Source organism: Amycolatopsis sp. PS_44_ISF1 (genome assembly GCF_032335455.1).
In the GTDB taxonomy this organism is placed as follows: Bacteria; Actinomycetota; Actinomycetes; order Mycobacteriales; family Pseudonocardiaceae; genus Amycolatopsis.
Map to the genome: position 1 here is coordinate 923,932 of NZ_JANUXO010000002.1, position 13,445 is coordinate 937,376.

At 76.4% G+C, this 13,445-nt stretch carries 5 protein-coding genes; all 5 read right to left on the minus strand.

The window, feature by feature from the left end; genetic code table 11:
* Positions 1–297: 297 nt before the first annotated feature.
* Genes NYF13_RS18980 through NYF13_RS19000 form a run of 5 tightly spaced genes read right to left on the minus strand, consistent with a single transcriptional unit; the run spans position 298 to position 13,295 of the window.
* On the minus strand, positions 298–1,527 hold the full coding sequence (locus NYF13_RS18980) for a nucleotide disphospho-sugar-binding domain-containing protein (protein ID WP_315658493.1): 1,230 nt from the start codon (positions 1,525–1,527) through the stop codon (positions 298–300).
* On the minus strand, positions 1,524–2,300 hold the full coding sequence (locus NYF13_RS18985) for an alpha/beta hydrolase (protein ID WP_315658494.1): 777 nt from the start codon (positions 2,298–2,300) through the stop codon (positions 1,524–1,526). Before NYF13_RS18985 ends, NYF13_RS18980 begins: the two co-directional genes overlap by 4 nt.
* Positions 2,288–2,590 carry a phosphopantetheine-binding protein gene (locus NYF13_RS18990; RefSeq protein ID WP_315658495.1) on the minus strand — a complete coding sequence of 101 codons (303 nt, stop codon included), beginning with the start codon at positions 2,588–2,590 and terminating at the stop codon, positions 2,288–2,290. Before NYF13_RS18990 ends, NYF13_RS18985 begins: the two co-directional genes overlap by 13 nt.
* Entirely contained in the window at positions 2,587–6,861 is a 4,275-nt protein-coding gene (locus NYF13_RS18995) for a beta-ketoacyl synthase N-terminal-like domain-containing protein (RefSeq protein WP_315658496.1), read from the minus strand. The genes NYF13_RS18990 and NYF13_RS18995 overlap by 4 nt, the downstream gene beginning before the upstream one ends.
* A gap of 11 nt (positions 6,862–6,872) precedes the next feature.
* Complete coding sequence (locus NYF13_RS19000) at positions 6,873–13,295, minus strand: SDR family NAD(P)-dependent oxidoreductase (RefSeq protein ID WP_315658497.1); 6,423 nt, start codon at positions 13,293–13,295, stop codon at positions 6,873–6,875.
* Positions 13,296–13,445: the final 150 nt, after the last annotated feature.

Sequence of the window (13,445 nt, forward strand, 5' to 3'; positions counted from 1 at the left end):
CGTTTTCCCTTCAGGACAGGGAAAAACCGGTCCGGCGCGACGCCCGGCGGTTCTTTGTCACGCGCGCCAGCGGGCCGGGCGGGGAAAGTGTCATCCGGGCCAGTGCCGGTTCCGGGATCCTCGGACCCGGGGGCGGGTGCCGTAGACCCGTTCGCCGAGATTTTCCTTGGCGGCGGGGAAAAGCCGGGACGCACTCGTACGGGTCCGGATCGACGGGACCCGGGTCCCGGCCACTGTTCCGGCGCGCGGCGGGTAGCGGGGACGCGCGTCGCTCGCCCCCGCACCCCTTCCCGTCGATCAGCGGCCGCCGAGCGCCTCGAGCCGGTCGGCCGCCGGTCCGGCGCCACCGGCGGCGCGGAAGGACTCGGCGATGCCCCGGGCCGCGGCGCGGTAGCGGGGCCGGTCGAGCACGGTCCGCACCGCCACGGCGAGGTCGGCGGCCGTCGCCCGGTCGAACCGGAGCCGGAGCCCGGCCCCCGCGTCGACCACCTGGCCGGCCAGGATGGACTGGTCGTCACGGATCGGGGCGACGACCAGCGGCAGGCCCGCGGAAAGCGTTTCGCACACCGTGTTGTGGCCACCGTGGCACACCACCGCCGCCGCGTTCCGCAGCACCTCGGTCTGCGGAATCCGGGCCCGGGTGAGGATTCCTTCCACCGCCACGGTGCCGCCCGGGTCCACCACCAGTCCCTGGACCCCGGGCAGCGCCGAGAGGGCCACCGCGCTCTCGCGGAGGAACCGGCGCCCCGCCGGGGCGTTCGCCGTGCCGAGGGTGACCAGCACCAGCGGGCGGCCGTCCAGCCGGGACCAGGGGAAGGGCCAGGGCGGCGCCGCGGCCGGGACCGGACCGACGTACCGCACCGCCGGGCCCGCCTTCGCCGCCGGCGGCCCCGCCAACGCCCGCGTGGTGAACGCCAGCACCAGCCGGGGCGAGAACCGCAGGTCCCCCGATTCGACGCCGTGCCGCCGGCGAAGCCCGTCCTGCAGCCCGTCGGCCCAGCTCGCGATCTTCGGCAGCACCGCGAGCGGGTCGCCGAGCTCGGCCGAGGTGGAGGCCGAGGTGGCCCACGGCACCCCGGTCCGGGCCGCCACCAGCGCGCCCGCGAAAGCCTGCTGGTCGGCCACCACCACGTCGGGCCCGAACTCCGCGACCGCCTGGGCGACGCCCGGCACCATCGCTTCGGCCAGCGGCACCAGGTACTGCTCCCACAGGTGCTTGAGGGCCGCGAACCCGCGCAACCCGGGTGGCCTCAGCCCCACCTCGAACGGGGCCGAGTCCCCGGCGGCCCACACCGGCGCGGCGGGTTCCGGCGGGGATCCGGGCCGCCCCGGACCCGCCGGGACTGCCGGGACCGCCTGAACCGCCGGGACCGCTGCCACGGCCGGACCTGCACCGACCAGCCTCGACACCCCGGGCTCGGCCCCGCACCAGGCCACCGCGTGCCCCCGGGCGGTCAGTTCGGCCGCGACTCCCCGCAGGGGCGCCACGTGCCCGGCCAGCGGCGGCACCACCAGCAGGAACCTCATCCCGCGTGCCGGCCGATCCAGTCCAGTACCAGCGCGCGGACCGCGCGGTGGCGCTCGACCAGCACCGAATGCCCCTGGCCCTCGAACACGTGCAGCTCGCCCCGGGGCAGCACCGACGTCAGCGCCTCCAGATCGTCGGCCTGGTAGCCCCGGCTGCCGAGGATGGACAGCACCGGGCACTCGATCGCGGCCACCTGCGCCCGGGTCAGCCACGGCCCGAGCGGCACCTCCTCGGCCATGGTGGTGGCCGTCATCCGCTCGGCCGCCATCCGGGCGAGCCGACGGTGGTGGGCGCCGAAGTTCGCCTCGATCCAGGCGAAGCTCTCCTCGCGGCGGAAGAAGTCCATGGTGTACCCGAGGATGCTGCCCATCTTCGCCGCCCAGTCCTCGGTGGCGGGCTCCGACTCGATGCACACGATGCTGCGCACGCGCTCCGGCGCCGCCGCGGCGAAGCTGTAGGCCAGCGTGCCGCCGAAGCTGTTGCCCACCAGGTGCACCGGCCGGTCGATCCGCAGCGCGTCGAGCAGCCCGCGCAGATCGGCCACGAAGTCGGACAGCCGGTAGCCGGTCGCGGGCCGGTCGGTGCGGCCGTGGCCGCGCAGGTCGTAGCTGACCACGTCGACGCCCGCCGCCGCGACCGGCGGGGCCAGGGTCAGGTGGAAGCTGGCCAGGCTGTCGGTGCCCATCCCGTGCAGGAACACCACGGTCTCGCTGCCCCCCGGGGTGAGCAGCTGCACGTTGGTGCGCAGTCCGTTGACGGTCAGCGTGGGCACGGGCCGCTCCGCTGCGCCACGAACCGGGCCAGCTCGCCCACGGTCAGGCCGATCACCTCGTCGAGCTCCTGCTCGGCCAGGTACTCGGCCAGGTTCACCCCCGGCCCGAAGTGCTCGGCCAGGATGCCGGCGAAGGTGACCAGGTCGATGCTCTCCAGGCCGAGGTCCTCGTGGAAGGTCGTCTCCGGGGTGATGGCGAAGCCGAGTACCCGCGGGTCGCCGGCCAGTTCGCCGAGCAGCCCGGCGACCACCTCGAAGACCGTTCCGGCGGCGGCGCGGTCGAGGGTCATGACGTGCTCCTGTCCTTGACGTGCCAGGCCACGACGTGGCCCGAGATGGGGGCGCCGGGGCCGTCCCGGCGCAGGGTGATCGACGGGCAGCCCTCGGCCCGCTCCAGCGCGAGCGCGGCCGCGACGTTGCCGTCCCGCGCCAGCGCGACCTCCAGCTCCGGCAGCACCCGGCCGTGCCGCCCGGAGACCGAGCCGTCTTCGTGCACGTGGATCTCGGCCGGGAACACCGGCTCGTCCAGCCGGGCGCGCACCGCGTCCTTGACCGCGATCCGCTCCAGCAGCCACGCCCCGCGGCGCCGGGTTTCGCACGCCTCGAACGCCGCCCGCTCCTCGGCGTCGAGGTACATGCCGGCGTAGAGGTCCCGGGCCGCCACCGTGGGCCAGCGGTCGGCCACCCAGACCCAGCCCTCCTCGTGCCGCCGCGAGAGCAGGTTCCGCTCGGGGAAGGCGTGCACCCGGTGCGCGGCCCGGTCGCACGGGAACCGCACGTCGGCCCACCGGCCGATCCGGGCCAGGACCCGGCCCTCGTGCCGCAGTTCGGCGTCCATCTCCACCAGGTCGGGATCGAGGTGGCGGATCCGCACCAGGCAGCCGACCCGGGTGCCCGGACCGGGCTCCGGCCCGTACCAGGTGATCCGGCCGATCGAGCGGGGGAAGGCCAGCAGGCCGTCGGACTCCCCGGCCATCAGCCAGCAGCCGAGCAGCTGCCCCACGTTGTCGAGCAGCCCGCCGGGGGCCGGGGGCACCACCAGCTCCCCGCGGATGTGGCGCGCCCCCAGCGCGTCGATCCGGGCCAGCCCCTGGTAGGCCGGTCCGTGGAACATCTCCCGCTGCCGGTAGACCTCGGCCGCCGCCAGCGGCGGCGGCCCCTCCTCCCCCGGCGGCGGGAACGGTTCGGGCGCGGCCGGGAAACCCGGTCCCAGCCGCACGTCCATCCGGGCGAAAGCTCCGATGTGGACACTGACCAGCGCCCCGGACCGGCTGGTGGTGACCGGCACCCGCCGGGCCGGTTCGGCGATCAGCCACCGGGAGAACACGGCGTCGCGCACCTCGATCGCCCGAGTGCCCGGGGCGTGGCGTTCGGCCGCCCGGCAGGCCAGCCCGACCAGGGCCGTGGCCGGCACGACCGGGCGGAAGTCGGACTCGTCGGGCCAGCCCTCGCGCTGGCGGAAGAACCGGTGGTCGCGCAGGTGCGGCATGGCCTCCAGCGAGACCTCCACAGTGGACCCCGATGCGGCCGCGGCGGCCACCTCCGCCGCGGCCCGCCGGATCTCCTCCAGCAACGCGGTGAACTCGGCCACGACGGCCGCCGGGACTCCCTCGGGCAACGCCGCCGGGCCTCCTTCGAGCACCACCGGCGGGCCTCCGGCGGGCACCACCGCCGGAACTCCGGCAGGCACCACCAGCGGACCTCCTTCCGGCACCACCGCCGGAACTCCGGCAGGCAGCACCGGCGAGCCTCCCTCGGACAACGCCGCCGGAACTCCGGCGGACACCACCGACGGACCTCCCTCCGGCACCACCGCCGGAACTCCGGCGGACACCACCGACGGACCTCCCTCCGGCACCACCGCCGGAACTCCGGCGGACACCACCGACGGACCTCCCTCCGGCACCACCGCCGGAACTCCGGCGGACACCACCGGTAGGGCGGCCGGGGCCGGGCGGTCGAGCAGTCCCCGGGCCGCGTCGCCGAGCCGCAGCAGTCCGGGGCCGGGGTTCAGCCGGACCCGCTCCGGCTCCAGCGCGGCGAAGTCGGGTTCCGCGCCCTCGGCCCAGAGGGCGGCCGCGGCCCGCCGCAGCTGGGCGAGCCCGGCCCGGGTCGTCGACGCGGCCGCGACCGCCAGGTGGGGCCGCTGCCCCAGCGTGTCGGCCACGAACGAACCGAGCTGCCCGGCCCCGACCTGGACGAACGCCCGGAACCCGGCCTCGTGCAGCTGTTCGGCGAGCTGGCGGAACCGGACCCGTTCGAGCAGGTGGGCCAGGTACAGCTCGCGCACGCCATCGGGGTCCGCCGGGTAGGGCCGCGCGGTGGTCGCCGACCACACCGGGACGCTGGGCGCCACCAGCGGGAGCTCGCCGACGAACCGGGCGAACGGTTCCAGGTGGGCCAGCAGGAACGGCGAGTGGAACCCGGACCGGAAGGACAGCGCCCGGGTGACGATCCCGTCGGCCCGGCAGGATTCGGCGAACCCGGCCACCGCCGGAGGCGGCCCGCACACCACCGTCTGCCGGGGCGCGTTCTCGTGGGAGATCACCAGTTCCGCCGGGAGCGCCTCGGCCAGCCGCGCCGCCGGGCAGCCGAGCACCAGGTAGTCCACCTCCGGCAGCTCGAACCCGTCCGGCCAGTACCGGCCCAGCAGCTCGCTCAGCGGGGCGCCGGGGTACATCCCGGCCTCCTGCATCGCGGTCCACTCGCCGACGCTGTGCCCGGCCAGCGCGTCGGGCCGGACCGCGATCCGGCGCAGGGCCGCGCCCAGCACCCGCCCGGTGGCGGTCACCGCGGCCGCCCGTTCCAGCACCGTGCCGGCCGACCAGCGGGGCCGGTCCAGGCCGAAGCGGCGCGCGACGTCGTCGCAGCGCGGTTCGGCGGTGTCTTCGAGGCCGGGGTAGAGGAACACGGTCCGGCCGCCCGGCAGCAGCGGGTCCACGCTGCACCAGACGTCGCCGGCGCCGTGCCACGGCCGTCCGGTCCGCGCGGCCTCGGCCACCACCCGCCGCGCCAGCCCCAGCTTCCGCTCCCCCGGCCCGGCCACGGCGATCCGGCAGGGCCCCGCCCCCGGTTCCCCGTCCCGGTCCTCGAGCCGGTCCAGCAGTTCCCGCGGTGAGGCCGCGGCCAGCCGCAGCACCCGTTCCGGCTCCTCGACCCGGGCGCGGCGGCGGGCGGACCGGTCGGCACCGGTGAGGACGACGTGCGCGTTGACCCCGCCGAAGCCGAACGCGTTCACCGCCGCCACCCGGGGCAGCCCCGTCCACGGCCGGGCTTCGGCCAGCACCTCGAACCGGGTGCCGGCCAGCAGCGGGTTCGGCTCTTCGCAGTGCAGGCTGGGGGGCAGAACTCCGTGGTGCAGCGCCAAAGCCGCCTTGACCAGCCCGGCGGCCCCGGCCGTCGGCAGGGTGTGCCCGATCATGGACTTGACCGAGCCGAGCACCGCCCTCGGCCCGGCGGCGGGGCCGAACACCTCGGCCAGGGTGGCCAGCTCCGCCGCGTCGCCGGCCGGCGTGGCCGTGCCGTGGGCCTCCACCAGTCCGATCCGCGCCGGGTCCGCGCCGCGCCAGGCCCGCCGCAGGGCCCGGACCTGACCGGCGGAGGCGGGGCTGAGCAGGCCGGCGGCCCGGCCGTCGCTGGACGTGCCGCTGCCGCACACCACCGCGTACACCCGGTCGCCGTCGCGACGGGCGTCCTCGAGCCGTTTCAGCACCACGATCGCGGTCCCCTCGCCGATCAGCATCCCGTCGGCGTGGCGGGAGAACGGGCTGATCCGCTGGCTCGGGGACAACGCGCCGAGCTGGGTGAACAGCGACCACAGCGTGTCGTCGTGGGTGTGGTGGACGCCGCCGGCGAGCACCGCGTCGCAGCGGCCGCGCGCCAGTTCGCCGATCGCCTGGTCCACCGCGAGCAGCGACGAGGCGCACGCCGCGTCCACGGTGTACGCCGGGCCGCCCAGGTCCAGCCGGTTCGCCACGCGGGAGGCGGCCAGGTTGGGCACCAGCCCGGCCGCGGCCTCGGGCCGGAACGGGCCGAGCGGTTCCAGCAGCGCCCGCCGGACCTCAGCCACCAGCTCCGGCCCGGCCGAGGGGGCCAGGTCCGCGAGCACGCCGGTGACCTCCCGGACGGTGCGCACCCGCTGGTCGAACGCGCGCAGCCCGGGCGAGAGGTACCCACCGCGCCCCAGCACCACACCCACTCGCTCCCGGTCCCCGAGCCGCCCCGGACCACCGAGGTCGTCGATCGCGGCCGAAGCCACGGCGAGCGCGGCGATCTGGTCGGGCTCGGTGCCGGGCAGCGCCGCGGGCAGCACGCCGAGCCCGGTCGCGTCGAGTTCCAGGCGTTCGCCGACGAACCCGCCCCGCCGCCCGTGCGTCCGGTCGGGCGCGGTCCCGGGCCGGCCGTGGAAACCGGGGTCGCGGCGGTGCTCCGGGATCTCGGTGATGGTGTCGGCGCCGGTCTCGAGGTTGTGCCAGAACTGCCCCAGCGTGGCCGCCCCGGGCAGCAGCACCCCCATGCCGACGATCGCGACGCCCGCCTGGTCCGTCCCCGGCCGAGGCACCGCCGGCCGGTTCACCACAGTGACGCCGTGTAGACCACCACGCCGGCGGTGCCGTACGCGAGTTCGCGCAGCAACGCAGCGGTCGCTTCCGCCGGGTCCAGCAGCCCGATCTCCCGCTCCCGGTAGTGGCGCGCCAGCTCCGGGGTCACCATGCCGGGGTGGTCGCCGAGCGGCGCCCAGGGTCCCCAGTGGACGGTCAGGGCCCGTCCGGGCCACCGGCCGGAGAGCGTTTCGAGGGCGTCGTTCGCCGCGGCGTAGTCGGTCTGCCCGCGGTTGCCGAGCACGCCCGCGACACTGCCGAAGAACACCACGAAACCCGGTTCCACCCCGGCCTCGGTGAGCGCGTCGAGCACGGCCTCCGCCCCGTCCACTTTGGTCTCGAACACCGTGGCGAACGCGGCTTTGTCCTTTTCCCGCATGAGTTTGTCGTCGAGGACCCCGGCGGCGTGGACCACCCCGTCGAGACGGCCGTGGTGCTCGGCGAGCCGGCGGACGAGAGCCCGCACGGCCGCGGGGTCACGGACGTCGAGGGCGTGGTAGCCCGGCTGTCCCCCGGCGGCGCGGACGGCGTCCAGGGTCCGGCCGATCTCCTTCCGCGCGGCCGCCGCGCGGACGCGGTGCTCGATCTCGCGGATCGGGAGACCCTGCCCGGCCAGGGCGGTCCGCAGCCCGGCCGGGTCGGCGGACTCGTCCGGGTCGCCGGGTTCGGCGGGCCACGGCGTGCGCCCGGCCAGCTCCACCCGGCAGCCCGAAGCGGCCAGCGCGACCGCGGTGTGCGCGGCCACCCCCCGCGCGCCGCCGATCATGAGCACCACCGAGTCCGGACCGAGGCCCAGTGCGGCCAGCTCGCCCCCGCCCGGCCCGGCCCCGGAAAACGCCAGGGGGCCGAGTTCTTCGGGCCGGGGGACGAAGGTGTAGCGACCGTCCCGTTCGTGCGCGACCACCGCGGGCCCGGCGCTGAGCGCTTCGTCGAGCAGGGTCTTGGGCACGTCCTGGGTCACCTCGACCAGCCGGGTCGTCACGGTCCGTTCGAGGGCGGCGGCCCGGACCAGCCCCCGCAGCCCGGCGGCCGAAGTCGTCCCGGGCGCCGCGGCGATCACCACCGCTCCGGGGGTGGTCTTCAGCAGCTCGAACAGCTCGGGGGCGAGGGACCGGCCGGGCCCCCGGAGAGCGGACAGGGAAACGGTCAGGTCCGGCCCGGCCGCAGCCGTACCGGTGCCCTCCGGATCGGTCCCGGCCGAATCGGTGTCATCCGGATCAGCGCCGCTCGTGTCGATGCCTTCCGGCTCAGTGCCATCCGCGTCGGCGTCCTCCGCATCGGTGCCCTCGGCGCCGATGCCGCCCGCGCCGATGCCGCCCGTGTCGGTGCCGTCTGGATCAGCGCCGTCCGGGTCAGTGCTGTCCGGATCGGTGCCGTCCGGATCGGTGCCGTCCGGATCGGTGCCCGGGTGGCCGGGCGCCGGACCGGCCCCCGGTCCACCGGCGGCGGCCTGGTCATCGGGCCCGAGGTCCAGTACCTCGCCGCCGGCCTCGGCGAACAGGGTCCGCACGGCCGCGGCCAGTTCCTCCTGACCGGGCTCGGACCGGATGGCCACGGTCTTGCCGCGCACCCCGTCGGTGCCGGGTTCCAGCGGCACGGGCGTGCGGCCGATCCGGTACCGCACCGGTGCGGCGGCGGCGGGGGTGAGCAGTTCTTCCAGGTGGGAGGCGAGGGCCTGGGCGGTGCGGTCCCGGCTGAGCCGGTCGGTCCGGTCGTCGGCGGGCAAGCCGAGTGCGGACAGCAGGGTGCCGGCGATCTCGGTGCGCTTGATCGAATCGATGGACAGGTCGGCCTCGAGGTCGAGGTCGGCGGTGATCATCGCCCGCGGGTAGCCGGTGCGGTCGCTGATCACCCCCAGCACGGTGGACAGCACGGGCTGCGGTTCCGCGGCGGCGGCCCGCGGTTTCGCCGGCGCCGGGGCGGGTTCCGCCACCCCGAGGGGCACCGGGGCGGGCGGGGCGGCGGGGACCGTCGCCCCGAGGTAGCCCAGCAGCACCTCGCGCTGGGCCGCGACCAGTTCGCGGGTGGTGCGCAGGAAGTCGGCGACCGCGCCGGTCCGGCGGTCGGACGGCGGCACCGGACCGGCCTCGGGCCCGCCCGCCTGAGCCGCGAGCGCGCCCGGGGCGGAAAGCAGCGGCGGGGTCGCCGGCGCGGAGCCGGGGGGCCGGGCGGTCCGGATCCGCCGGGCCACCGGCAGCGCGGGCTCGGCGGCCCCGGGAGCCCGCACCGAACGCCCGTCCACCGTCCAGGCCGTGGCCGAGACCACCGGACGCTCCCGGCCGCGGGTCAGTTCGGCGTCCTCGACCGGCACCCCGGCCTCGGCCAGTGCGCGCAACGCGGTCAGGAACCCCCGCAGGTCCGGACCGCACGCCACGGCGGTGTGCGGGCGCCCGTCCAGGATCTGCCCGGTCAGCCCGGTCAGGACCCGGCCGGGGCCGACCTCCACGAACGTGCGGGCCCCGGCCGCGTACATGTCCTCGATCTGGTCGGCGAACCGCACCGGCGACACGAGCTGCGCGGCCAGTTCGGCGCGGACGTCCCCGTCGTAGGGCCGCGCGGTGCGGTTCGCCCACACCGGCCGCTGCGGGTCCACAATGGACTCCTCGGCCAGCCGGAGGGCGAACTGCCCGGCCGCCCCGGCGACCAGCGGGCTGTGGAACGCGCAGGCCACCGGCAGGCGCCGGGCGGAGAAGCCGTGCTCGCGCACCCGTCGCACGGTGTCCTCCAGGGCGCTCACCGGGCCGGAGAGGACCACCTGGTGGGGCCCGTTGTCGTTGGCCACCACCACGTCCGGGCCGAGCAGGTCCGGGGTGAGCGCCGCCGGCGCCGCCGCCACCGCGGCCATCCCGCCCGGTTCGGACAGCCCGGCCGCCTCGGCCATCAGCCGGCCGCGGGCCCGGCTCAGCCGGAGCAGGGCGTCGAGGCCGAACGCCCCGCCGGCCGCCAGCGCGGCCAGCTCCCCGTAACTGTGCCCGGCCAGCAGGTCCGGGCGGACGCCGAAGCGCTCCAGCAACCTCGTGAGGGCGAACTCGACCAGGCCGAGCGCGGGCTGCGCGAACCGGGTGTCGGTCAGCTCGTCCTCCTGCCGCTGCCCGGCTTCCGGGCTGAACGCGTGGGGCGGGAACGCCACCGCCGCCACCTCCGGGGCCAGGCGCAGCACCTCGGCCAGCTCCGGGAAGCAGACCATCAGCTCCCCGAGCATGCCGGGCCGCTGGCTGCCCTGGCCGGGGAACAGGAACGCCACCCGGCCGGGGCCCTCCCCCGGTTCTCCGGCCGAAGCCCGTGGGCCGGTCTCCGCCCGGGCGTGGCGGATGGCGGCGACCAGTTCCTCCGCCTCCGGCGGCCAGTCGCGCAGTCCGTGGGCGCGGTCGGGGGCGACCGGGCCCGCCGCGAGCACGGCGTGGTAATTCGTGCCGCCGAAGCCGAAGGCGCTCACCCCGGCGAACCGGGCGGGCGAGGGCCACGGCCGGGCGGCGGTGGTGAAGGAGAACGGGCTGGTGGCCGCGTCCCATTCGGCGTTCGGGCGGGTCAGGTGCAGGGTCGGCGGGAGCGCTTCGTGCCACAGCGCCAGCGCCGCCTTGATCAGCCCGGCCAGCCCGGCGGCGCACTTGGTGTGCCCGATCTGGCTCTTGACCGAACCGAGCGCGCACGCCCCGGGCTCGGCTCCCGCGCCGGTGAAGAAGCCGGTCAGGGTGCGCAGTTCGGTCGCGTCGCCGACGGCCGTGCCGGTTCCGTGCGCTTCGACCAGGCCGACGTCGGCGGGGGAAACCCGGGCGTCGTGGTAGGCGCGCGCCAGGGCGCGGTGCTGGCCGTCGGGCCGGGGCGCGGTGAGGCCGAGCGCGCGCCCGTCGCTGGCCGCGCCCACTCCCTTCACCACGGCGTAGATCCGGTCACCGTCACGCTCGGCGTCGGACAGCCGCTTGAGGACCAGGCACGCCACGCCCTCGCCGAGCGCGATGCCGTCGGCCGCCGAGTCGAACGGGCGGCACTTCCCGGTCGGCGAGAGCGCGCCCGCCGAGGTGAACATCAGGTAGTCGTGGACGCCGTTGTGCAGGTCGACCGCCCCGCACAGCACCAGCGAGCTGGTCCCCGCGCGCAACTCCTTGACCGCGGCGTCCAGCGCGGCCAGTGACGAACCGCAGGCCGCGTCCACGGTGAAATTCGCGCCGCCGAGGTCGAGGCGGTTGGCGATCCGGCCGGAGATGACGTTGGCCAGCGTACCCGGGAAGGTGTCCTCGGTCGGGGCCGGGAGCTGGTCCAGCAGTTCGGCCGGTACCTCCTCGAAGTACCCGGCCAGCAGGGAACGCAGGGTGCCGGCGTTGGCCAGGTCCCCGCCGGCCTCCGCGCCGAACACCACGCTGGTGCCCGCCCGGTCGAACGGCCGGTCGGCGTAGCCGGCGTCGGCCAGCGCGCGGGTGGCGACCTCCAGGGAGACCAGCTGGGCGGGATCGATGCTGCCCATCGCCTTCGGAGGGATGCCGAAGGCCAGCGGGTCGACCGCGAGCCCGGGCAGGAATCCGCCCCACTTCGACGCCGACTGTCCGAAGTAGACCTCCGGATCCCACCGCCCGGGCGGGACCTCGGTGACGGAGTCCTCCCCGCGCAGCACGTTCGACCAGAACGCGGCCAGGTCCGGGGCCCCGGGGAAGGCGCCGGCCATGCCGATGATGGCCACGTCGCGGTCCGGATCCGCCGCCGCGGCCCCGGATTCCCCGTCACCGGTGCCCGTGGCGGCGGCCGAGCCACCGCGCTCCGCCCCGTCGGGCCCCACCGCCCGCGCGAACCCCGCCGCCTCCTCGGTGACCGCCCGGTGCAACGCGGCGATCGTCGTGCGCTCGGAGCGCAGGACCGCGACCTGGCCCGCCATGAACAGCCCCTGCGCGAGCTGGCCGTCCGCGTCCACCTCGGCCAGGTGCGCGCCTTCGCGGCGGAGCCCCTTGCTGGCGATCCGCAGCCGCCCGGTGTTGAGTTCTTCCAGCCGTGACCAGGCTTCCTGCGGCGCGATCCCCGACAGGCCCGCCTTGACCGATGCGAACTCCGCGGCGTAGGGACTCGGCAGGCACCGGGTCACGTGCCCGGGCGCGGTCTCCAGCGTCACCGTGCTCGACGCGGCGAGGGCCTGGTCCTGGAACAGACCGGTGATCGCCCCGTGCTCGACCGCCTCCCGGGTGAACAGGTAGGCGGTCCCCATCAGCACCCCCACCCCGGAACCGGCCGCGGCGAGCGGCTGCGCCATCGCGGCGACCATGGCGGCCGAGCGCGCGTCGTGCACCCCGCCGGCGAACAGCACCTCCACGTCACCGGCGTCGCCGAGCACCTCCAGCTGGCGTTCCCACAGGGCGAAGCTGGAGGACGGGCCGACGTGGCCGCCGCATTCCGCGCCCTCGAACACGAACCGCCGCACCCCGGCGTCGAGGTACTGCCGCAGCAGGATCGGCGAGGGCACGTGCAGGAAGGTCGCCAGCCCCTCGGCCTCGAGCGATTTCGCCTGCCCCGGACGGCCACCGGCCACCAGCACGCACCGCGGCCGCGCCCGCCGCACGGCCTCGAGCTGCTCGGTCCGCAATTCGTCCGGGACGAACCCCAGCAGCCCGGCGCCCCAGGGCCGGTCACCGAGCCGGGTCGCGGTGCGCGCCAGCAGGTCCGCCGTCCCGGTCCCGGTCGCCATGGCGACCGCGACGAACGGGAACCCGCCCTCGGCCGCGACGGCCGCGGCGAAACCGGGCTGGTCGCTCACCCGGGTCATCGGTCCCTGGGCCACCGGGAGCGCGCACCCGAACGTCCGGAGCAGCGGGCCGCCCGGCCCGCCCGGCCGGACCTCGGGCCGCCCGGCGCCGAGCACCCGCCGCACCAGCGCCTCGGTCCCGCCCGCGCCGGTCACCGGCCCCGGCGGCGCCTGCGTCCCGGGCACCCGCTGCGCCGGCTCGGCCGCCAGGACCACCCCGGCCGCGCCGCCGGCGAGCGCGCCCACCGCGGTCCGCACCCCCGGCACCCAGCCCCACACCGGCACCTCGAACATCTCCAGAAGCTTTTGCAGCAGAACGAAACCGCTGATCTCCCCGGCGCCCCGGGCCACCAGTCCGGCCGCCCCGCCCGCCACGGCTTCGGCCGCGACCCGCGGATCGTCCACTTCGGCCAGCACCGGCCGGTCGCCCCACCACGGAGCCTGGGTGCGCACCACGAAGGCCGCCCCGGTCCCGGAGGGCAGCTCGGCGTCCGTGCGCACCCCGTAGGGCACCTTCACCCGGGCCGCGACCACGCGCAGCGCCGCCGGGCCGGCTCCGTCGAGGACGCCGAGCCCGCCGCCGCGAGCGGCCGCGGCGACGGTGCCGGGATCGCCGACGGCCAGGCACCGCGCCCGCCGGGCGTGCGGCGGGGGAACCAGCATGTTCATCAACGACCTCCTGCAACGCCGACCGGTTTCCCAGGAATAACGCATCCGCGGCGGGAAAAGCAATACCGGGGACTCGAACTGCCGGATCGATGCTAGGGTCGGAAAGCCTTGAGCAGCAACGGATACCGTCCCTACCAGTAGTTTTGTCAC

Bases quoted from the DNA above. Each gene is read 5' to 3' on its own strand.
- NYF13_RS18980 (WP_315658493.1), bottom strand. From the start codon at position 1,527: ATGAGGTTCCTGCTGGTGGTGCCGCCGCTGGCCGGGCACGTGGCGCCC.
- NYF13_RS19000 (WP_315658497.1), bottom strand. From the start codon at position 13,295: ATGAACATGCTGGTTCCCCCGCCGCACGCCCGGCGGGCGCGGTGCCTG.
- NYF13_RS18990 (WP_315658495.1), bottom strand. From the start codon at position 2,590: ATGACCCTCGACCGCGCCGCCGCCGGAACGGTCTTCGAGGTGGTCGCC.